Genomic DNA, 19,705 nt, shown 5'->3' on the forward strand with positions numbered 1-19,705 from the left:
CACTGGAGGGTTCACGATGGGCATTAATAAAGTTACATTAATGGAAGCGTATATGATTGAAACAATCCGAAGCAATGGCATTTCAAATCAGGAATTGTTGACCCAACTTGAGAAAGAGAATAAAAGTGCTTGGGAATCCATCAATAAGAATTATAATTATGATGATTTAATCGCACTTTACAATCAAGATAAAAGTGCATTCAAATCTATTCTTACGGATGGATATAAAGTTAAATTCATTACCATAAGAGGGCTACAATCCCTTTTGGAAATGAAATTCAAAAAAATAGCTGAAGAAGATTATACTTTGACAGACAAGGGCATGGAACAGTTAAAAGTTACAAAAACAGAATTAACAACGCTGAATCAGATTCTCTCAAAAAACTGGACCATTGAAGAATCACCTACAGATTTAGGAAATGATCAACTAAAAGAAATTAGCATACAACTTGCATACTCACTCGCCTAAAGTGATGTGTTGAATGGAAAAGCAGTTTCCTGTCGTTTTTAAAGGTGCCTGTGTAGGAAAGAAAAAAGGTTCTAAAACAATTCCGAATTCAATGAGAGCCTGGTACCCAAAAACTAACCCAACCCTTAATTTTTAAATTAAAGGTTGGGTTTTTTAGATGATGATTATTGATAAGAATGATTTTTTAAACCAAGAATATCCCTTGCTTCATCAAAGGTATTCATCCATTTCTTCTTTTCCGCAAAAGATATTGTCGGTTGTTGCCCATGATTATATGGTAATCGCCCTCGCATGCCAATTTCTATTCATTTTTTTATCCATGTTCAACTTGTGACTAACTTTACCTAAATTTAATTTAATCGTTCGATACCAGTAATTTTCCACTTTCCCTCTATTTTGGATAAAGTGTATTTGGTTTTTTTTACTCCACCATTTTCGTAAGTAGCATGTGTAAGAACTGTTGCCTTGTTCCCATCTCTCTCTCTTCGGAAATAATTGTAAATGAATCAATCTCATATCTAATTTCATTTCGTGTATAGTATCTTGCATTTCTTAGTGTAACTTCAATCGAACTAATATCTGCATCAACACTCAAGTACTTCATTGCTTCCCCAGTATTTGATACACGCGCATACTTCATGTATTTTCCAACTGCATTAGATGGCGTATTATTTAAATAAAAAGCTATAATAAAAACACCAAACACAATAAGCAAAACATAAAGTAATTTGCGCTTTTCTTGTTTCAATAATCTGGACTTTGTTTTCGGCTTAGTTTTTGAATCATTAATGTCTGTTATTACTTTAATTGGTTTACCACAATTACCACAAAAATTCGAGTTAGCAATTACTTCTTCTCCGCAATTAGTGCAATAGGTTGTTATCATAATAGTCTCCCAAACTCATATTAATTAGTTTAATAATAGGTACTATCTTCACATACATCCCCTTCCATGACCAGACAATTTATGACAACGACTCAGTACGATTTTTAACTGCTTATGTACGAATTATTAGTATCGGTGCTTGTGCATGCCAATTTAACACCAGTATTTATAAAATAAACCAACCGCTGTGGTGCGAGAGGTCGGTGCTAATTACTTGCCCTTACTCGATTTACAAATACTGAAACTCACCGACTATCCATCCGTTAACAGTATTTAAAAGGATGATTTTCTATTTGAACCTCATAATCAGATCCTTCAAAGCTAATCAGGGTTGTCTGGTAATAAACCCATCATCAACTATAGAATAGACGGGTAACCCCCCCGGATTCTTCATAAATTGGAAAAGGTACCAGGTTCTAAAACAATTCCGAATTCAATGAGAACCTGGTACTTGACACTATTATTTATCGTTCCATAGAATATCCACGTAGGCGCCGTCCACTTCCGGAACGGTAATTCGCTCTCCTAATATGGATCCGTATGTTCTCAATCCTTTAACTGTTCCCCATAAAAAAATGATATCATCTTCGAGTATTCTTTTATCTTTTTCGGTCATCGTGTAATTTACTAAAATAGTATCATCCCAAATACCATATCCTACATCCGTTACGTTTAATAGAAGGGTAAGTTTTTTTCCATCCTCTAAATTTTGCATAACCTTGGCATGTAACAACACTTTTGTTCCTATAAAAGAGTCAGGATCTCTTGCCAATTCGATATAATCTATTTCTACAGCCGATGTTTTAAATTTCTCTTCGGCTAAAGCAGCGTTTTCTGCAGCTTCTTTCTTCGCTTGAGCTTCTTTTTCTGCTTTTTCTACTGCTGCTTTTTTAGCTTGGGCTTCTTTTTCGGCCTTTTCATTTGCTTTCGCATTTTCTGCAGCTTCTTTTTCTTCTCGCTTCGCCTTTTCTTTGGCCTCTTTCTTAGCCTTTTCTTCTGCTTCCTTCCTAACTTTGGATTCAGCCTTCTCCTTTTCTGTTACTGCTTCTTCAGCCTTTTCTTTTGCTTTCGCGTTTTCTGCGGCTTCTTTTTCTTCTTGCTTTGCCTTTTCTTTGGCTTCTTTCTTAGCCTTTTCCTTGGCTTCTTTTTCCGCTTTCTCTTCAGCCTCTTTCTTAGCTTTCTCTTCCTTCTTGGCTTTTTGTTCTGCCTGAGCAGCTGCCACCTCACTTGGTGTTGGGTCAGGAAGCGAAGCTCCATAGGTACCTAAGGAGACCATGAATACAATGAAAAATACAAAAGACGATACCCCATAGTAAAGGAAGACCTTTCCTCGAGTTTTCTTTTTCTTGACTGCCCCAATACAAAACCAACTTCGGTTTAACAAGTCCTACTATATTCATAACGAATGACACACACCATAGTAGGAAAAATATGAAAAATAATGCCAATGCCATATGCCGTTCCCCTATCTTCCAATAATTATAAAGTCTACCAGTTAAATTCTAATACTTTATCAGATAATAAGCTACAAAGTTATACAAACTAAAATATTTAAATTTCTTCATAACTTCTTTTATGTAATTAACTAATAGAAACACTATACATCTTGAAAAATAAGGATAGGTCCAACATATAAAATGAGCCACGCGATTTCCAATTATCAGGGAAGATAAAAGGATAATCGACATGGCTCAAAACAATCGTATAAAATATTAAAAAGTGGTTGAAGGACGATCACAAAGAGGTATTGCATCTAATCCGGGAATGTCAAGAAACGCTGTCCGGAAACACCTAAATTTAAACTACTTAATAGTTATCGTGAAACTTGTTTTTTTATCATCCTCAATAATATCCCGATATATCAAACCACTATATTCAATTTCAACACCTGTTCTTTCCCTACTCATTATCAACAGCCATTGCAACAATTTCCTATCATCTTCAGTTAACGATTCAACCGCATATCGAAGACGTTCACTTCCCCTTTGTCTCCTGCGTCATCTACCTCGATTAATTTTGTCAAAATCTCATCCTCAATTGGCATGAAACGCTGCTCAAAGCGGTTTGCCCTCTTCATTTCATCCATCATCGCACCCGGATGTACCGATAAGCGAACGGTGCGAAATCCCCTTTTTCATATTCAAATCGTTCCCACGCAAGCCAGAGAGCCACCCTACCTGTTTGCCGGAATTGCTCATAATCGCGATAAATATTCAATTGACGCATACATGCAAAAATCATTGTTTCATACTTAACTAACACGTCTTCAAAATTCAACACTTGGTTGACCTTTCCGATCGTGCACGATTCAGTTTATTCCCGGGTAATTTCATCATAGAGGGAACGAACTATAGACACCAATGCGCATTTATGACGTTTGGCTTACTATACATGGCATATGAGTAGGAGAAAGATGACCTTTTGTAGTCAATTTTTAAAACAAATATGTTTTTTCGTTATTTTTAGACTATTATTTTAAGAAACAATGATATAAAATAGAATGTGAAGTGATTATAAAGGAGGATATTGCATGAAGGACGAAATTTCTCTATTCATTAGTCGAACTTTAGCTTTGAAATCTGTTCATTCAGGAAAGTACTTTTCCAAAATTATTACAATGGACGGAATCTACTTTTCAACACTAAAACCTATCGATTTACTGAACAAAGCATGCCTACGTCATCACTCATCAAAAGCCGGGCGAAAGGAGGCAGCCAAGGAACTTCTAAAGTACCGTCAGAAAACGCCATTTCTTATCTCTGATGAAGTGGGTGTGTTTCCAACGAATGGTTCAAAAAATCCCGATTGCATCTGGATTTTCAGTCACTTCTTCGATGCAAAACGACTGGACAGTAAGAACACATTACTTACCTTTAACAATGAAATTACCATTAACGTACCGGTATCTCTTTACACAGTCACTAAACAGAAAACGCGTCTACATACGCTACTCAGCCATGTTCAATATTCCAAAAACCAATACATATCCGAACAGTCTTTGTTCGGCGTGAAGGAAGAACACACAAAATATGATACCGAATCCACCGATTAAACATTACATCATGATTTGAGGAGATTACAAAAGTAGTTAAACACAGATCATATGAGACCCCAATTCTTTCTTCTCCGACAACAAAAATACCCAACATCAAGTAATTACAGATATAAAAAAGGCATTACAGTGATGTGACCCCTAAAAGTTAGAGTTTTATATTACGCAGCTAATTGGCTGGTGTGAAGACGGTATTGAACCGGACTCATACCAGCCAGTTTCTGTTTGATCCGTTTGTTGTTGTAATACTGAATGTAAGCCTCGATATCACGTTTAAGTTCCTCGTATGTGCGCAGTGGTTCGCCATAATACATCTCCTGCTTAAGTAATCCAAAGAAATTTTCCATTGGGGCGTTATCCAGACAGTTTCCCTTCCGAGACATGCTCTGGAACACTTTATGTGTTTTTAAGGTCGCAACCCATTTTCCGTGCTGATAGTGCCAGCCTTGATCTGAATGGATGGTAGTCCGATATTTTGCGTTCTTTACGATTTCAAGGGCTTCCTCCAAAGGTTTCATCACAAAGTCGAGCGTCGGACGCATACCGATGCCAAACGAAAGAATCTCCCCATTATACATATCCATCATTGGACTAAGATAGAGTTTTAGGCCATCTGAACACTTGAATTCTGTAATATCCGTAGTCAGCTTCTGATACGGGATTGTAGTCTTGAAACGGCGGTGAATACGGTTTTTCGCCACTTTGCCGATATTTCCCTTGTACGAACTGTAGCGACGAGATTTTCTGGTGAACTTACTGCCTTTTAATCCTAACTTTCGCATAATGCGCTGCACCTTTTTATGATTGACTATGATACCACGATTCTTCAATTCAAGTTGAATCCTGCGATATCCATAGTTTTCATTGTTCTTATCAAAAATGGTTTGAATCGTTTCCTCCAACTCTTCGTTGGGATTCTCCCGTTTCATTTGTTTTACATGATAGTGATAAGATGACTCAGGAATTCCGACAATTAGAAGCACATCCTTCAGTGTGAATTCTTCTTTGAGTTCGAATGATAACGCTGCTTGTGCTTTTCGAGATAGCCGTCCGGATCCATCTGAAAAGCTCGCAACTTTTTTAGGTATTCCACCTCCAAACGGAGGAGTTCATTTTCCCGTTCTAGTTTCTGTTCACGCGTCATTTCATTCTCTTGTGTTGGCTTCTGGTTCTTCTTAACATTCTTCGCTTTATCAGACATGACCGGCCGTCCTTTCGGATTGTCCAGGGCTTCCGCACCGCCATTGAGGAATTTCTTCTTCCAAACAGCGACCATCGGAGTGTTCGTCAATCCGAAGTGAAGAGCGGTATCTGCCAGTGAAGCGCCTGTCCTTTTCATAAAGTTTAATACATCCAACTTGAATTGAACAGAATAAATCGCGTCCCTTTTCTTACGAACCAATCCCTCCATACCAAACTTCTTATATGCGTTTACCCAATCCCTAACCTGTCTATTTGACTTTACACCATGTTTTTTCGCCAATCTCTCATATCCAATTGTTCCTTCGAGATATTCCCGCACCACCATCGCCTTAAAATCATCTGTATATTTAACCATAATAAAACACCCCGAAAGTTAGATTTTTGACTCTAACTTTTGGGGTGCACTTCACAGTCCACGTATGTCTGTAATGCCTTTTTACGTTATAATTCTCCAATAAATCAACTTTCTAATAACAAATTTCCTCACACTGTAACGGTCAAGTAGAATTGATCAATTTTCCACAATTAGCTTGACCACCCTTTAGGTAAATAGGGTCTGTCTATATTTCATACGATGACTTGGATCGGACAGTATTAGATTACTTCGCTTCGATGGAGATGCCTGTCTAAAATGGCAGTAGTAAACATATATGGATTTGGTACTCGAAATTCTTGAGCGCAAGACCATTTTCTTGAGCGTGGATAACGTGTTCTTGAGCGCGGATAAGTGTACCAAGTTCCCAAACACTCCGAATTCAATGAGAACTCTGGTACTCATAGGTATATGGGGGTGCAAAATTGAGATTTAAGATGATTGAGGAAGCTACAGGGAGATCAATGCAACGGTGAGCCGGCAATCAGGACACTGGTAAAACTTAAATTCAAAAGTTTTATTATTTCCATCCTATAAACAGTGGAATTGAAGCTAATATCTATGTCGTTTTGCCGGTTCGTACCTACTGAATATTGATAGTGAATGGTCCCAGGTTCAAGGAGAACCTCGAATTCATTGAGTGCATAAGACCCAATCAGATATGTTTCACCATATGATGGAATGGTTCGCCGATGATTGTCCAGGGAGAAACAATTTCGTAGCCAAGTCGTTTGTAAAGCCGGATTGCTGGATCTTTTTGTGTTTCGACATTTAAGGCTAATCGGGTGTAACCTTGCTGCTTCGCAAGTTCTTCTACGAAAATGAATAATTGAGTTCCGATTCCTTTGCCACGAAAAGTTGGAGAGATACAAACGGTGTCGATATACAATTCCCCCGGTAATGATTCTGCATCGATTTCAGGATTTAGGGCACCTTTTTCCATCAGCCAATTCGTCAAATTACGATCAAGGACAGGAGCATCATCACCTGGATACAAGACGATAATGCCCACCATGTCTGCGTTAATCTCCGCAATATATGTATACAGATAGGAGTGCCGGTTGTCATTTCGCATGAATAGCTCACGTAATCTATCTGTAACCATTTCTACCTCAGTTGCCCCTGTTAGCCGATTGGCGATGTCACCAATTGCATCGACAATTAGCGGGACGACTTTATCCGCATCTGTCGGTAAGGCGGGTCTAATTTGGATACTCAATTTCAAAATCTCCTTTTGGTCATTTGTCCTTTTACTATATCAAAAAAACAACCCAATGTTTTACGCATTGGGTCGTTTCTTAAATACCGATGCTGCTATAACGTTTCTATAAAACGGTTCTAAGGCAATTCCGAACTCAGTGAGAGCCTGGTACCGAAATCATATCCCAATGGCAAGATTCATTTTATCGTTCTTCCACAATACGGATTATTTCATCACGATTTAATTCTTGTTTTCTGTTTACTGTAGTCCAGGCGGACAGCATGCGTCTATAGGAATCCAACATTGGTATGAAGCTATTGAAAAAAGCCCACTCCTCGCCATATTTTAATTCTTCGAATCTGTTCAAATCCATAATGAAATAATGAGTGTAAGATAATCTTTTACTTTCTTCCTCATCATTCTCACTGAAACCATTAAATTTTATTGATTCCATAGTTATTCCACTTTTATCCTCTAACTTTTCAAATGAGTAGGTTAGTGCGCGGTACATGCTAAGTATGTCCAATACTTCCCGGCACTCATCTTCGGTCAATTCAACTGGGCTTAAACTTTCAAATGCACCGTTATAATGAAGGCTATACCCTTCCTCTAAAGCTTTTCGATTTAATTCGTAGTTCTTTTTCTCTTTTGGATAAAGCCCCTCTAAAATTTTAAATTGATTCGACAGCATTAATCTTTCAAATTTCGTCAATTTCATCATTTTCACTCCCTATCTGATATACTTCGCCAAAAAAGGTGAAAATCCTCCTGCATACTATGGTGCAAATGACTAACCCGGATTAGAACTTAAACTCCATCCTCATTATCAATAGCCCACTATCTGGTGCATCTTTTGTTTCCGAATACCCCATAAACGTAAGTGTTCCTCTGATATTTGTTCCCTTTAGGGTTACGTTGTGAAAGGTACCAGGTTCTGGAGCAATTCCGAATTCAATGAGAACATGGTACCGAAATTCCGGGAAGTAAAATTACTGCAAAATCGATCGTGGTTATTCTATAAATTATATTTCTTCATCAACGCTTCAGCCTCTTTTATTCCTGCATCCGTCAAATAGACGGATTTGGAGCGCTTGCTTCTACGTAACCAATCTTCCTCGGACAATGCATCCATCGCGTAAAAAGGATAGCCTTTCCAGCTCCTTCTCAACCCATCCGGATATTCATCCTCTTCCCATGATGTCAAATAAAGCAGCAATAATGTCAATTCCTTAATCTTTTTCTCCATAAAATTAGCCCCTTTCAGTAATCCCTTGGTAAAAAAATGGTACCAGGGTCCAGAACAATTCGGAGTTCAATGAGAATCTGGTACCGACAATCTGCTGATTCAAAAAGAGTAGCTGTTTCATCGAAGCCACGGGTTACCCGTCCTTCTAAAACATCCAACTTTCTATTTACTTCTGAAAGTTGCTTTTTCACATCTGCAAAACCCTTTTCCATGTTATTTTTCATCATTGTTAAGAAATCCATCAGTTCTTTGTCCATCCGAATCACCCCTATTAGGGTAAGTATAAATTTTTTTAAAAAGAAAGAAAGAAGCACTGGATTTAAGCTGATGTTTTTTAAAGTAACAGGTTCCGGAACGATTCCGAATTCAATAAAAAAAGGTGCCAGGTTCTGGAACAATTCCGAATTCAATGAGAACCTGGTACCGAAATTATTTCCATGGTATCTTTTACAAAACGCAGCACATTTAAAGTCGACTTAGATTATCGTAAAATCGCATCTAACGAAATTATTGTTTATGACATCGAGTTATCAGAGTTTATCCATCGGAAAGTCTCGGTGTTGAAAATTCATCATAAAGAACCTCTGCTCTCTGAAAGTGACATTTTAACAATTTTCAACGCCTTTTCAAAAGGAAATATTACTGATCCAAAAGCGAGAGAGGATCATAACCGTCTATTAATTACACATGTTTCAGAAAAAAAGACTATCACAAGCTCTACTTGTTTAGTTTGTAATAAACCTGTTTCAGATAAGGTTAAAGCGTATTGTTTATCAAACGATAGATTCAAAGGGAAGATCTATTGTTATGACCATCAGAAGATAGTTCAGAAATAAAAAAAACGGTACCAGGTTCTAAATCAATTCCGAATTCAATGAGAACCTGGTATCAAATTATATTTCTTCATCAACGCTTCAGCCTCTTTTATTCCTGTATCCGTCAAATAGACGGATTTGGAGCGCTTGCTTCCTCGTAACCAATCTTCCTCGGACAATGCATCCAACGCGTCAAAAGGATAGCCTTTCCAGCTCCTTCTCATCCCATCGGGAAATTCATCCTCTTCCCATGATGTCAAATAAAGCAGCAATAATGTCAATTCCTTGATTTGTTTATCCATAAAAATAGCCCCTTTCAGTAATCTCTTGGCGGGTGGTTAGACATATGAGGGAGGCCGAGTGAACTGTACCATACCAGGTTCTGGAACAATTTAGAATTCAATGAGAACCTGGTACTTGAAATTATGTCGGGTCCATTTAAAAAAGAGGCAGCAATGAGGCTGAATTATAAAAGGTACCAGGTTCCGGAACAATTCCGAGTCCAATGAGAACCTGGTACCCTAAATGATGTTCGAATTTTTTCATCGAGTCGTAAGGCTAACTTTTTTTCTCAAGAGAGACGGATGTTTTTGTATCATGGCAGGTAGTCGTCGAGTAGAGTCGGACCCTGCTGGAAGTTCAGGTTTGGAAGTTCCTCCAACAGTTTCTGTAGTTAGGCATAAAAATCAATACCGTGGATTTTATCCGTTTCGGAGGTCTTCAAAATGAAATAGTATTGCGGCAAATATGATAAGTATAAAATCCGTGACAATAACAATAACTTGGAGACTTATTGGACGTCCCCTCTACTACTTTATAAACTTTTTCAATGCCCTTAGTAAGGCGTCTTTTTTTCTTCGTGCAGTTGACCCATACTTGCGAGGTGTATTTTATCAATAGACTTTCAATTGACTGCGACTTAAAGATGATTGCCCTTTAATGCTTACCGTCCTTGAATAAACTGAAAAAAAGGAGGTGTAAAAATGTGTAGCAATAATCATATAAATTGCGGTTGTTTAAAATTTAATAAAAAAGGCACACTTGGGCCTTTTGAAGCGATTGACGTAGAAAATATTCCCGCACCAACAGTTAACACAGGTTCATTACCCATGATCCCATTCGCTTCCGGCGTTACAGGGGTTTTTTTAACAACAACCGCTGCAGGAGTGAGTGGCGAGTTATATGAGATAGGATTTGGTAACTCGAATTTTACATTGGCCCTTCCAGACGGTGATATTCCCTCAAATCTAATAACAGAAGCTTTTTCTGTAACACGAGCAGGTAGTATTACAGCGATTTCTGCAGCCTTCACTACAGTGTCAATTTTCGTGCCGCTTGCAGGAACAGTTACAGTTAGAGCACAAGTTTACCGTGCAGCTAAAGGTAGTAATGTATTCACCCCAACAAACGCATTTGTTGATATAGTCCCAATAGCTATGGGAACTATTGCTAGAGCACTTAAGATCGTTACTCCACCAGTCCTAGTGGAAGCTGGTGATCTATTAGTAATGGTGTTCTCGGCTAGCGCAACAGGAGCTGGTGATTTAACCAATAGTTTTTTTGGTAGTGCAAGTGCGGGTATCACTTTAGAATAGTTATTCGATACGAATTCAATGCTAATGATCTTTTGTCAAGAATGTGTTCACAGTGAACGGTACCCACTGGTGTTGCGTGGAATACAAAGACTTCCATTTATTACTTTTTTTACCATATTGGTCTTCGAACTAAAATTAAAAAAGGGAACAGGAGCCTAAGCTAAACCAGTTCCCATTTTTTTACTATTTTATTGGTTGTTGTTTCTTGTTCTTTTCTAATGCCTTTTTCTTCTTCTTTTTCAATGAAATGGTCTTTATCTATTGGGCTGGCAATTGCAACGTCTCCATATTGAAGTAATTTTTCCTTTGTTTTAGGCACTTTCTGACGCCCTTTACTCTTCCTTTTCTTTCGATTTAGGTAGCTTAAAATCTTTCTTATCGATTTGAAAAGATACGGTTTTAAATTACTGAAAAGGGTCCAAAGGGTCCTTTTCGGCAAATGGATAAGCCGCATAATTTCAGTCAATGCGACTGTAATTAACGCAATATACATTTGGTTCCAGATGCCTATAGGCGATTTGCTGAATAGATGATCTATCTTAACATGTTGCTTCAACCACTTGAAGAAAAGCTCGATATAACAACGGTTTCTATAGGCTTCCATGATTTCTTCCTCAGACAAATCCAAACGATTTGTTAGAAGATGAAAGTGTGTTCCTTTGTCATCAACGAACTCGATATATCGAAGAGGCTCTTCCCTAGTCAAGATGGATACCAATTCATTTCTCAACACGTTTTCCTGGGTTGGTGCGTAGGATTTCAAAGTTTCCATACTGAAATTCTTCCCTGCACGAACAAGGAAATGAACTTTCCTTTCCATCCATCCGCCCATCTTCGTTTTGTGCGCATAGCCACGATCCATGATGTATAAAGCGCCATCCGCATCAATAATGTGGTTTACTGCATCTGAGTCCGCTACATTTCCTGTGGATGGAATCATTTTTTCGGGATAAACGCTATTGGCTGATGCCACAACGATCCGGACATGTAACTTGATTCCGGCGGAATCTTTGGAAACTGCAGTCCAACTTAATGCATCTGAAGGCAGTTTCACATAGGTACCATCGATGATACGAATTGGTCCGACATTCGCATTTAAACCTTTGGTATCGCCCTTTATCCGCCAAAATAGTACAGCCAAACGAGAGAAAAGTTCCACTAAATGTGCTGTATTTAATTGAATAAGTCGCCGACTAATTTGGGAGTGACTAATGAAATCCGTTTCAATTTCTTTTTGGAATTCTGGCTCTGCTTGAATCCCAGCCTCAATTTGGCGGTGGCTTTTCCACTGCGCAACATTTGCCATGATAAAGACTTTCACAATCGAGAAATCAGTAATCTTTTTTGCATCGTAGTTCATTATCGGACATGCTAAAATATTTTCGGGTAAATTTGATAATAGTTGACGAAAGACTAAATTCTGGTTTACACTTTTCATGAGAGTGCTCCTTTTGATAGTGTAGGGAACTGATTTAGTCGTCGTTTCCTTACCTACATTAGGAGCTTTTTTGTTTTTCTGCAAGTTTTCAATTTCAAGTTATTATGCTATTTTACTATTTTTTACAGCTATGCAACGCCAGTGAACGGTACCAGGTTCTGGAACAATTCAGAATTCAATGAGAACCTAGCACTTGAAATTCATTCTAAGTTTACTAAGAGCCCGGTACCCAACAAAAAAGCCCTTTCAGCACACAAAGGACTCCCAAGCCATAAAATAATTATGCTTTTTCTCGATGATTATTTTCATCAAACTTTATCTTTCCGGCCAATTTTTCTTTAGACAAGATCTTAGATAAATTTTCAATTACACCTATGTTAATACCTTGCTTGTAAAAATTGTCCGGGTCGAGGTCAAGTTCTTCTGGCCAGCTAACTGTTTCAAGCTCCGGGTCAACAAACACCTGTTTAAAGAACTCAGAGTCCTTAAGTTTTTCCAGTATACCTTTCATATGAGGCTTAATATCAACAATTTTCTGTTCTTCGTTGTCAAAGGTGATATATAGCCAGCCGTCAGGAAGTGGTTTTACCGATTTGACTAAAACCATTTTAACACCTCCTCAGTAGAGTGGTGGAATTTTGTTGGGTGCTTTCCCATCACGGCAATCGTTCCACCCTTTCATAATATCATCTCGCTATTTTTCCAGCCACTTTATCACATCTTTTTCCTTACTTGAAGGTAGTGGGCTATCCCCCTTTAGGTATTGCCCAGTTGCAATTTCAATTCTCGTTTTATACTCCCCAACAATATGAAAATGTGGCGGGTCATGATCGTTGTAATATAGCACTATTATAATGCCACCAAATTTACTTATTCTAGGCAACAACATACACCACCTTCTAGTATATGACAAAAATTCAGCGAGACTCTGACAACTCCTCCCCCCTTTCCCTACAATACCTCGCATACTCCCTCCCCGTCTTTTCCCAACCAACAGGCAATAAGGACGGCAATAACTTCAGATCCAAAAACGCATGGGGGCTTTTCTGTTCATAAAAATAATATTGATAAGATGAGTAGCGATATTGTTCCATCGAATCAACCATCGGCTCTTTCGTTTCAATCGGGTTCCTATGTATATACGATCCAACATTCAATAAACCAATTGGATCGACAATCTCTTTTGAGTAATACCTGTTTTGATAGATTTGACCAACATAGTTGTATTTTTTACGGTAATAGTCACTGTACCGACGATTAAGACGCATCATGATTTTCCCAAGTGGAACGATAGGTGAACGCATCAGCAAGTGGACGTGGTTGGACATGATACAATACGCATACAATTCGAATGGGTATTTGCTATTTACAAAGTTCAGGTTCCTAAAATATTCATACATATCTCGTTCAGTATTGAATATGTTCTGTCGATTGTTGCCCGGACAATGATGTGATAAAAGCCGTTCGGATGCCAATCCCTCTTCTTATTAGCCACCAACAACCATCAATATCCGGTCCTTCGATTCTTTCATCGGAGCATCCGGCAATCCGATAATAACACAAGCCTCTTTCTCATCCCGTACATTCGCCTCCACCATCACTCTATGCCCTTTCATCCCCTCCAGCCCAACGCTCAATACATAGCCCACAACCTCACCCCATATCTTTTCCCACACCATACAGTAAACTGACTTTTACGTAAACTTTCTAAAAAGGAGAATAATGAGGATTTGAGGGGTTTTGGGGAATAATTATTTATATCGACAGATTCAAAATTAACGACAAATCCAATAAACATGCGGTTTATTGAATTAAATGAGGGTTATGCAAAATTTCTTTTTTGGGTAGAAGGTTTTTTGTATTTTTCCATATTCATTCTGAACTTAGCATCAAAAAAAGATTCCATAAGCGTAATTCGCCCCGGAATCTTTTTCATATTAAAAACGGTAAAAACGGCACCGTATTATGGAGCAATTCGGAATTCAGCGAGAACCTGGTATCCTAAATTCCTTTAGAAACATAAGACAACCATTAGCTTGAATAGAATGATAGGAAAGCGATATGTATGAACAAATGTATTTACTTATCTTATATTATTTTTTATCAAGCGGCGAGATTGAGAATATGAAAATATTGACTGTCGAGATACGGGACAAATATGAGGTTTACTTTAAGGACAGATACGATGATGGTTATAAAACATCAATTTCAGAAAGGATTGGATCTCTTTTTGATTATCTTAAAGGTGAAGGGGGGCTAATTTAAGAAGTTGGGCAGAAAGGATTTTAGGGTACTATTTATTTAGAAGTTCTGTCGCTCTATGTTTGGAAAGATAGCTTAGAGAGGATATGATAAAAATGGATCTATTGATTTTCATTATTGGTGCTACTGGTGAGTTTATACCACAAACGTATACACAGTTTTCTATTGTGTTTAAGATATTATGGCAGAAGGTTCTATGTTCCTTTAGTTCCAGAAAACAAATCATCCGGCCAAACTTAAACTTGTCGCTTAAATAATAAAAAACATTTAAAAAGGTAATAAGAACAATCCCGAATACAATTAAGGCCGGGATGTGACTTAGAACCATACCAGACTTGCAGGAACCATTCCTATTGTACTCTTATACTCCTATTTTTTAATAGGGTTATTTTTCATTAAGTTAGTTCAACCCACGTTGTAACTTATAGATTAACTACTAATACACAATGTGTTGAATACTTTTTTATATTCGATTCAATTTTGTTTCCTGATATGGCAAAAGCCTTCTAACCGACAGCGGTTAGAAGGCTTTTTTTCTCATTTACAGTCATTGGAATAGGATTTTTTAAAGACGAAACCAGTTTCGGAACAATTCCGAATTCAATGAGAACCTGGCATCAAAATTCTTCTATAATCTATATTTCTTCATCAATGCTTCAGCCTCTTTTATTCCTGTATCGGTCAAATAGACGGATTTGGAGCGCTTGCTTCTTCGTAACCAATCTTCCTCGGACAATGCATCCAACGCGTCAAAAGGATAGCTTTTCCAGCTCCTTCTTATCCCGTCTGGATATTCATCCTCTTCCCATGATGTCAAATAAAGCAGCAATAATGTCAATTCCTTGATCTGTTTCTCCATAAAAATAGCCCCTTTCAGTAATCTCTTGATAAGTAATCAGACTTATGAGGGAGGTTGTATGGGCAGACATCCCACGAAGTTAAAACTTGCTTAATTCATCCATAAAGGCGGGGCGTCTATGGTATGTTACTTTCAACTCATCCAACAAAAGCATTTCGTCTTCTCGACCAGCAATCTTACGGAATCGTCCTAACACATCCCTATACCGATTTCTGTTGGAAGTAGCATCCGCCATTGTTTTTATATGGCTTTTAAATAAGAGGGAGGCTTCATCTTTATGAGAAACCACTATGTACTCCAAGTACTTCTCGATCTGCGAAGGATTTGCTCTTACGTATGAAAGTAAAGCATCAACATCTTTTTCAGCCTCAATAAGTTAGAGGTACATACTTCTATTTCCAACCTCTAATTCCCGTTTCAATTGGTTGTAAAATACTGTGTAATCTTCCATAGCAAGTTCTTTCAAGTCCCAATAATATTCAAAATGCCCTTCCATGAGCAATTCGCGTCCTAACTTCGATTGCACATTCGGTGAATTAAATTTCTTGTACGCATCGTAGCGCTATTTTATCCAACCCGTCAACAAACCTAAATAATCCCTATCCATTCTTTCACCATCGAAAGCCAACCTGATGACCTCATCATAGTTTCCGATATCCATTTCCTGTTGGATTAATCGCTCTCGGAACGAAGCATATTTCACTTTATCACGAAAGATCTGACTCGCTTCCAAACGGGGGCTGTCGAAGACTTTTCTTTTTCGGTTCTTGTCCAATTTCGTATTCAGTAGTAAAAAGGTGTTAGGTTCCGGAACAATTCCGAATTTAATGAGAACCTGGTACTTGAAGTTCAGAAACCGGTATCAAAAAAGGAAAGGAGATATAACCATATTTCACATGGCCTCTCCTTTCCTATTGATAAAAATGTTTTTCCAACGCTTCATAATCATTTTGATCAGTTAATATGCTGAGTGCCCAATTATAGGGGGATTCATGAAAACCCAGTTTATCTTTAATTAAAGAATCCTCCACGTGAGAGTCTATAATTATTCGCATCGCTTCCTCTTTGCTTTTACCAAACTCATTTATCAATTCCGTAGTGATATGCTGAACCATTAAATCAACTTCATAGCGAAGTTTATTTGTATTATTTGTATTTAACATTTTATCACCTCCAATAGTTCTAACTGCTGTGCATCTTCATCCGTTAATACCGCTAACTGATTCTTATTATGATATGCTTTTATATCCTTAAAATTCGTTGACAATAAACCACCGTCAGCAACAGGGCCATAAATCCAATCTTTAGATTTTACGGGATCTTGATTCCCTTGGCGCATATTCCATACAAATTCTTTCCACACCGAATCTTCAGCCCCGAATACCTTATAGTTTAACTCTTCCCATTCGGCAGCATCCTTAATCCTAAACTTGAGAACAGTGGGTTGAAAATCCTTTTTCATGCCGAGAAAATCACCGATTGTTATACTAGACAATTCCAGAATTGATTTAATAGGAATCGGTTTTTCTGTACGCCGTTTTGCCCAATTCTCGGCTTGTACAAAATTACTTGTCAAGTAAAAACCTGGTCCAAAATCAACTCCGCCTTTTTTCCTTGGAAATATCTTCACCCCATGTTTAATAACGCTATCAGAGTATAAATCTATCGTCCCATGATATAAGGGTAAATTAGGATCATAATTAATTAACAATCATATTGACTCCATTCCAGTTTTCTAAATTATATCATGAGTTTCTGAATATTTCATTTCTCTTCTCCATTTACGCAACTATTTAACCGGACGACCAACATGCTAAAATCGGTACAGGGCACAGGAAAATTCCGAGTTCAATGAGAACCCGAAATACTTATTTTGAAAGTAACTTTAGATTTGCTTGTTAAAACTATGATTAGTGAATCAAAGACCTTGTGATAAGATGAAGATAAAACGGAGTGATTTGGATGGAATGTACAATTTGTGGAATCGCCCCGGTGCGCGTACAGTTCGACGGACAGCCGTTTTGTATGGATTGCTATAATGCTGCAATGGCGGAGGAGTTCGGGGTGGACCTTCCCAAACTACCCACAACATTTTCCGTGGACGATGAAAATGGTATTCATCGAATTTTTGAAGTCGAACGCCGGATCATGGGTACAGGAATTTTGCTGACAGCCCGCGAACGATGGGAGCACTGCTATGAATTTGCAGTGGATGGAGAGTTAGTTGCCGATCAACATACACTGTTCAACCAACTCAAAGAAAAGACCAAACGGGGGCTGTCGAAGACTTATCTCGAAACAGGAGAGTATCCAAGTGGCGAGCCGTACATCACTGTCAAAGGCGATCACTTGAAAGGCGTGCTGTCCTATAGTGAAACTAACAGCGAAGCACCGCTCGTCATCATAGACGGCAAACCATATACATGGAAAGAAGTCGGCCGTCTTTTGCAGGCATTTGAAGGCTTTCAGGTGAAGATCGAAATGAAGGATTTGGCGGATGAGTGGGAGGAATGAAATTGTATGTATACTTCTAGTGCAACCTGCCGAACTGCTTGTCATACGTCAGATTCAAAATCGATGCGAAAGAGGAGAAAATTGAAAGGTACCAGGTCCTGGAACAATTCCGAATTCAATGAGAACCTGGTACCCGAAATGATTTTTGAACTACGGATTGGATGGATTTTGTACTTGCCCTCCACTGTTTAAAAAGTCATCGTAGCGTTTTACGAAAGATACGATGTGAGCTCGCTTTAATGGGTCGTTTACCCCATAAGATTGATAAGTTTTCGGTGATTTGCCGTTTACTACTAAACCTGATGAGATGTTGGCATCATACATGAATTTGACCGCTTCTTGTAAAGATACCGACTTACCATAGTGGAGTGAAGCCATCGCTCTTGCTAAGTCGCCCCTTGTCACTACTTGGTCGGCAAGCGCTTTATTTGTAAGCGAACCTTTTACTGGTATTTTGTACTTTTCAGCTATTTGATACGGGACAGATGCAAAGTAGTTTGGTTGTGTGGGTTTTGTTGTGTTTAGTTCCTGCGGTTTTGAATGTCTCAATAAAATAGTTAGCATCTGAGCTTCAGTCAGGTTCCCTTGTGGGTCTAACCAGTTACCAATCGTCATAATAATCCCGTTTGTCGGGTGTGTCGTGTTATTATACCCCCGTATATAGCCTTTTTCTATAGACCATAACATGTCTTGTGACCAATATTGATTCTCCTGATAATCATTGTACGTAAGCTGTTCCTTTTCTTTACCTTTAAATAGAACCGTAAATTCCATTGTTCCTAATGTCATCCCCGGATCTCTGAAAATCGCTTCCCCATTATTGTCAACCGTCTCTTGTTTCAGAGTATATTTGGAATTCTTGGGTTATATCCTTTTTGTCTACCCACGCAATACCTGTATTGTCGGATGTTACTGACATCTTTTTGTCATTTGTAAACTTTAATATAACTTTTTCGTTCTTTAAAGGTACTCCTGCTTCATTCTGAAGTTTGATAGCAATTTTGGAACTATCAGTTATCAAATCACCTCTTATTGGGAAATACTCAGATGGTTGTAGGTCTAATACCCCTATCTCACTATACTCTCCTTCGCTGTATTCTACTTTACGTACTTTAAAGGAAGCATAGTTACCTACTTTGAGTTTTGTAGTGTTATAAATTAAATTATCTCCTTGAAAATATCGCTCTTCCAAAGAAAGCTCATTCACAGAGCTATCCGCTTTTGAAAGGTAAATCTGATACTCTTCTCCTAGTTTGAATCCTGGGTTTTTAAAGATTACATGATATTCCCCAGTCTCTCTATCGAATTGTTTAGGCCCGATTTCAATAAGGCTTATATCTTTCCCTGTTTTAGTTCTGTGAACTAAAGTGAAAGTTGGGATATATGTTAAACCATCTTGGTAGTAAGGTATCCTAATAACTGTATGTACCCCTGTCGTTACAGTCTTTTTAGAAAAATCTTTTACTATTCCTGCTGCTTCATATACAATCTCTTCAAAAGTTGTCTCTAAACCTGAATCTGTCCCTTTCTGCAAACTTTGTTCATTCTTTTCGGTTGTGTATTCTTCTGCAAAAACCGATACCGTAAACATAGAAATTACCAAAGCAAGTGACATTATTAAACTGAATGTTCCCTTCATTCCAATTCCCCCTATATTTGGAAATACTATAACAATCTTAACAAGCATAAGCGTTTTAATCAACAGCATATAACGAGGGGGATTCGTTCAGGTAAGAATTAGCCATTCGCCCATAGCGGGTCTTGGAAGATAGGGGAATAAAACTTCTATTGA

Annotated in this window: 28 protein-coding genes; 5 read left to right on the forward strand and 23 right to left on the reverse strand. The window is 38.1% G+C overall.

The window, feature by feature from the left end; translation table 11 throughout:
• The first annotated feature begins 16 nt into the window (after window positions 1-16).
• Window positions 17-469, forward strand: a complete 453-nt coding sequence (locus QNH10_RS19620) for a hypothetical protein (RefSeq protein ID WP_283732916.1) — start codon at window positions 17-19, stop codon at window positions 467-469.
• A 421-nt stretch (window positions 470-890) separates the two neighbouring features.
• Here QNH10_RS19620 and QNH10_RS19625 read toward each other — a convergent pair whose 3' ends face one another.
• The 4 genes from QNH10_RS19625 to QNH10_RS19640 all read right to left on the reverse strand — a co-directional run bounded on the left by QNH10_RS19625 (window position 891) and on the right by QNH10_RS19640 (window position 3,635).
• Entirely contained in the window at window positions 891-1,355 is a 465-nt protein-coding gene (locus tag QNH10_RS19625; protein ID WP_283732917.1) for a zinc-ribbon domain-containing protein, read from the reverse strand.
• A 460-nt stretch (window positions 1,356-1,815) separates the two neighbouring features.
• On the reverse strand, window positions 1,816-2,739 hold the full coding sequence (locus tag QNH10_RS19630) for a hypothetical protein (RefSeq protein ID WP_283732918.1): 924 nt from the start codon (window positions 2,737-2,739) through the stop codon (window positions 1,816-1,818).
• 561 nt (window positions 2,740-3,300) lie between these two features.
• Window positions 3,301-3,444: a hypothetical protein gene (locus QNH10_RS19635; protein WP_283732919.1), complete on the reverse strand. Its 144-nt coding sequence runs from the start codon at window positions 3,442-3,444 to the stop codon at window positions 3,301-3,303.
• Window positions 3,441-3,635 (reverse strand): sigma factor, encoded by a 195-nt coding sequence (locus tag QNH10_RS19640; RefSeq protein WP_283732920.1) that lies wholly within the window; start codon window positions 3,633-3,635, stop codon window positions 3,441-3,443. The genes QNH10_RS19635 and QNH10_RS19640 overlap by 4 nt, the downstream gene beginning before the upstream one ends.
• Before the next feature lie 250 nt (window positions 3,636-3,885).
• Between QNH10_RS19640 and QNH10_RS19645 the strand changes: the two genes are divergently transcribed.
• Window positions 3,886-4,407 (forward strand): competence protein ComK, encoded by a 522-nt coding sequence (locus tag QNH10_RS19645; RefSeq protein ID WP_283732921.1) that lies wholly within the window; start codon window positions 3,886-3,888, stop codon window positions 4,405-4,407.
• Between the two features lie 161 nt (window positions 4,408-4,568).
• On the opposite strand, the gene QNH10_RS19650 is transcribed toward QNH10_RS19645, so the two are convergent.
• From QNH10_RS19650 to QNH10_RS19675, 6 genes are all read right to left on the reverse strand, one after another.
• On the reverse strand, window positions 4,569-5,495 hold the full coding sequence (locus tag QNH10_RS19650; protein WP_283734701.1) for an IS3 family transposase: 927 nt from the start codon (window positions 5,493-5,495) through the stop codon (window positions 4,569-4,571).
• Window positions 5,396-5,965: a helix-turn-helix domain-containing protein gene (locus tag QNH10_RS19655; protein ID WP_283732922.1), complete on the reverse strand. Its 570-nt coding sequence runs from the start codon at window positions 5,963-5,965 to the stop codon at window positions 5,396-5,398. Before QNH10_RS19655 ends, QNH10_RS19650 begins: the two co-directional genes overlap by 100 nt.
• Window positions 5,966-6,638: 673 nt before the next feature.
• Window positions 6,639-7,202, reverse strand: coding sequence for a GNAT family N-acetyltransferase (locus tag QNH10_RS19660; protein ID WP_283732923.1), 564 nt, complete (start codon window positions 7,200-7,202; stop codon window positions 6,639-6,641).
• A gap of 184 nt (window positions 7,203-7,386) precedes the next feature.
• Window positions 7,387-7,905, reverse strand: a complete 519-nt coding sequence (locus tag QNH10_RS19665) for a YfbU family protein (RefSeq protein ID WP_283732924.1) — start codon at window positions 7,903-7,905, stop codon at window positions 7,387-7,389.
• A 294-nt stretch (window positions 7,906-8,199) separates the two neighbouring features.
• Window positions 8,200-8,430 (reverse strand): DUF6429 family protein, encoded by a 231-nt coding sequence (locus QNH10_RS19670; protein ID WP_283732925.1) that lies wholly within the window; start codon window positions 8,428-8,430, stop codon window positions 8,200-8,202.
• A 14-nt stretch (window positions 8,431-8,444) separates the two neighbouring features.
• The gene (locus QNH10_RS19675; protein WP_283732926.1) at window positions 8,445-8,687 is read right to left on the reverse strand and encodes a hypothetical protein; all 243 of its coding nucleotides are present in this window, start codon (window positions 8,685-8,687) and stop codon (window positions 8,445-8,447) included.
• Window positions 8,688-8,867: 180 nt separating this feature from the next.
• Here QNH10_RS19675 and QNH10_RS19680 point away from each other — a divergent pair, with 180 nt between their 5' ends.
• Entirely contained in the window at window positions 8,868-9,266 is a 399-nt protein-coding gene (locus tag QNH10_RS19680; RefSeq protein ID WP_283732927.1) for a hypothetical protein, read from the forward strand.
• A gap of 35 nt (window positions 9,267-9,301) precedes the next feature.
• Here QNH10_RS19680 and QNH10_RS19685 read toward each other — a convergent pair whose 3' ends face one another.
• Window positions 9,302-9,547, reverse strand: a complete 246-nt coding sequence (locus QNH10_RS19685; RefSeq protein ID WP_283732928.1) for a DUF6429 family protein — start codon at window positions 9,545-9,547, stop codon at window positions 9,302-9,304.
• A gap of 681 nt (window positions 9,548-10,228) precedes the next feature.
• Between QNH10_RS19685 and QNH10_RS19690 the strand changes: the two genes are divergently transcribed.
• A complete protein-coding gene (locus tag QNH10_RS19690) occupies window positions 10,229-10,840 on the forward strand; it encodes a hypothetical protein (RefSeq protein WP_283732929.1) in 612 nt (203 codons plus the stop codon).
• 160 nt (window positions 10,841-11,000) lie between these two features.
• On the opposite strand, the gene QNH10_RS19695 is transcribed toward QNH10_RS19690, so the two are convergent.
• From QNH10_RS19695 to QNH10_RS19735, 10 genes are all read right to left on the reverse strand, one after another.
• Window positions 11,001-12,278 (reverse strand): IS4 family transposase, encoded by a 1,278-nt coding sequence (locus QNH10_RS19695; protein ID WP_283732930.1) that lies wholly within the window; start codon window positions 12,276-12,278, stop codon window positions 11,001-11,003.
• Between the two features lie 280 nt (window positions 12,279-12,558).
• Window positions 12,559-12,885 (reverse strand): DUF2442 domain-containing protein, encoded by a 327-nt coding sequence (locus QNH10_RS19700; RefSeq protein ID WP_283732931.1) that lies wholly within the window; start codon window positions 12,883-12,885, stop codon window positions 12,559-12,561.
• An 87-nt stretch (window positions 12,886-12,972) separates the two neighbouring features.
• A complete protein-coding gene (locus tag QNH10_RS21330; RefSeq protein WP_381426375.1) occupies window positions 12,973-13,245 on the reverse strand; it encodes a DUF4160 domain-containing protein in 273 nt (90 codons plus the stop codon).
• On the reverse strand, window positions 13,196-13,753 hold the full coding sequence (locus tag QNH10_RS19705) for a transposase (RefSeq protein ID WP_283732932.1): 558 nt from the start codon (window positions 13,751-13,753) through the stop codon (window positions 13,196-13,198). Before QNH10_RS19705 ends, QNH10_RS21330 begins: the two co-directional genes overlap by 50 nt.
• A 12-nt stretch (window positions 13,754-13,765) precedes the next feature.
• The gene (locus tag QNH10_RS19710) at window positions 13,766-13,927 is read right to left on the reverse strand and encodes a hypothetical protein (protein ID WP_283732933.1); all 162 of its coding nucleotides are present in this window, start codon (window positions 13,925-13,927) and stop codon (window positions 13,766-13,768) included.
• Between the two features lie 1,241 nt (window positions 13,928-15,168).
• Window positions 15,169-15,399: a DUF6429 family protein gene (locus QNH10_RS19715; protein WP_283732934.1), complete on the reverse strand. Its 231-nt coding sequence runs from the start codon at window positions 15,397-15,399 to the stop codon at window positions 15,169-15,171.
• A gap of 79 nt (window positions 15,400-15,478) precedes the next feature.
• On the reverse strand, window positions 15,479-15,688 hold the full coding sequence (locus QNH10_RS19720) for a hypothetical protein (RefSeq protein WP_283732935.1): 210 nt from the start codon (window positions 15,686-15,688) through the stop codon (window positions 15,479-15,481).
• A gap of 273 nt (window positions 15,689-15,961) precedes the next feature.
• Window positions 15,962-16,132 (reverse strand): hypothetical protein, encoded by a 171-nt coding sequence (locus tag QNH10_RS19725; protein ID WP_283732936.1) that lies wholly within the window; start codon window positions 16,130-16,132, stop codon window positions 15,962-15,964.
• A 178-nt stretch (window positions 16,133-16,310) separates the two neighbouring features.
• Entirely contained in the window at window positions 16,311-16,562 is a 252-nt protein-coding gene (locus QNH10_RS19730) for a hypothetical protein (protein WP_283732937.1), read from the reverse strand.
• Entirely contained in the window at window positions 16,556-17,110 is a 555-nt protein-coding gene (locus QNH10_RS19735; RefSeq protein WP_283732938.1) for a DUF3990 domain-containing protein, read from the reverse strand. Before QNH10_RS19735 ends, QNH10_RS19730 begins: the two co-directional genes overlap by 7 nt.
• A gap of 251 nt (window positions 17,111-17,361) precedes the next feature.
• Between QNH10_RS19735 and QNH10_RS19740 the strand changes: the two genes are divergently transcribed.
• Window positions 17,362-17,913: a DUF7686 domain-containing protein gene (locus tag QNH10_RS19740; RefSeq protein ID WP_283732939.1), complete on the forward strand. Its 552-nt coding sequence runs from the start codon at window positions 17,362-17,364 to the stop codon at window positions 17,911-17,913.
• A 150-nt stretch (window positions 17,914-18,063) separates the two neighbouring features.
• Here QNH10_RS19740 and QNH10_RS19745 read toward each other — a convergent pair whose 3' ends face one another.
• Both QNH10_RS19745 and QNH10_RS19750 read right to left on the reverse strand, forming a co-directional pair.
• A complete protein-coding gene (locus QNH10_RS19745; protein WP_283732940.1) occupies window positions 18,064-18,702 on the reverse strand; it encodes a hypothetical protein in 639 nt (212 codons plus the stop codon).
• A gap of 34 nt (window positions 18,703-18,736) precedes the next feature.
• A complete protein-coding gene (locus tag QNH10_RS19750) occupies window positions 18,737-19,552 on the reverse strand; it encodes a hypothetical protein (protein ID WP_283732941.1) in 816 nt (271 codons plus the stop codon).
• Window positions 19,553-19,705: the final 153 nt, after the last annotated feature.

It is taken from the genome of Sporosarcina thermotolerans (assembly GCF_030067815.1).
Classification (GTDB): domain Bacteria; phylum Bacillota; class Bacilli; order Bacillales_A; family Planococcaceae; genus Sporosarcina; species Sporosarcina thermotolerans.

What these genes read in the sequence shown, in the direction of transcription:
- QNH10_RS19620 (WP_283732916.1), top strand. Translation starts at nt 17, where the DNA reads ATGGGCATTAATAAAGTTACATTAATGGAAGCGTATATGATTGAAACA.
- QNH10_RS19625 (WP_283732917.1), bottom strand. Translation starts at nt 1,355, where the DNA reads ATGATAACAACCTATTGCACTAATTGCGGAGAAGAAGTAATTGCTAAC.
- QNH10_RS19635 (WP_283732919.1), bottom strand. Translation starts at nt 3,444, where the DNA reads ATGATGGATGAAATGAAGAGGGCAAACCGCTTTGAGCAGCGTTTCATG.
- QNH10_RS19645 (WP_283732921.1), top strand. Translation starts at nt 3,886, where the DNA reads ATGAAGGACGAAATTTCTCTATTCATTAGTCGAACTTTAGCTTTGAAA.
- QNH10_RS19655 (WP_283732922.1), bottom strand. Translation starts at nt 5,965, where the DNA reads ATGGTTAAATATACAGATGATTTTAAGGCGATGGTGGTGCGGGAATAT.
- QNH10_RS19665 (WP_283732924.1), bottom strand. Translation starts at nt 7,905, where the DNA reads ATGATGAAATTGACGAAATTTGAAAGATTAATGCTGTCGAATCAATTT.
- QNH10_RS19670 (WP_283732925.1), bottom strand. Translation starts at nt 8,430, where the DNA reads ATGGAGAAAAAGATTAAGGAATTGACATTATTGCTGCTTTATTTGACA.
- QNH10_RS19675 (WP_283732926.1), bottom strand. Translation starts at nt 8,687, where the DNA reads ATGGACAAAGAACTGATGGATTTCTTAACAATGATGAAAAATAACATG.
- QNH10_RS19680 (WP_283732927.1), top strand. Translation starts at nt 8,868, where the DNA reads ATGGTATCTTTTACAAAACGCAGCACATTTAAAGTCGACTTAGATTAT.
- QNH10_RS19685 (WP_283732928.1), bottom strand. Translation starts at nt 9,547, where the DNA reads ATGGATAAACAAATCAAGGAATTGACATTATTGCTGCTTTATTTGACA.
- QNH10_RS19690 (WP_283732929.1), top strand. Translation starts at nt 10,229, where the DNA reads ATGTGTAGCAATAATCATATAAATTGCGGTTGTTTAAAATTTAATAAA.
- QNH10_RS19695 (WP_283732930.1), bottom strand. Translation starts at nt 12,278, where the DNA reads ATGAAAAGTGTAAACCAGAATTTAGTCTTTCGTCAACTATTATCAAAT.
- QNH10_RS19700 (WP_283732931.1), bottom strand. Translation starts at nt 12,885, where the DNA reads ATGGTTTTAGTCAAATCGGTAAAACCACTTCCTGACGGCTGGCTATAT.
- QNH10_RS21330 (WP_381426375.1), bottom strand. Translation starts at nt 13,245, where the DNA reads ATGCGAGGTATTGTAGGGAAAGGGGGGAGGAGTTGTCAGAGTCTCGCT.
- QNH10_RS19715 (WP_283732934.1), bottom strand. Translation starts at nt 15,399, where the DNA reads ATGGAGAAACAGATCAAGGAATTGACATTATTGCTGCTTTATTTGACA.
- QNH10_RS19730 (WP_283732937.1), bottom strand. Translation starts at nt 16,562, where the DNA reads ATGTTAAATACAAATAATACAAATAAACTTCGCTATGAAGTTGATTTA.
- QNH10_RS19740 (WP_283732939.1), top strand. Translation starts at nt 17,362, where the DNA reads ATGGAATGTACAATTTGTGGAATCGCCCCGGTGCGCGTACAGTTCGAC.
- QNH10_RS19745 (WP_283732940.1), bottom strand. Translation starts at nt 18,702, where the DNA reads ATGACATTAGGAACAATGGAATTTACGGTTCTATTTAAAGGTAAAGAA.
- QNH10_RS19750 (WP_283732941.1), bottom strand. Translation starts at nt 19,552, where the DNA reads ATGAAGGGAACATTCAGTTTAATAATGTCACTTGCTTTGGTAATTTCT.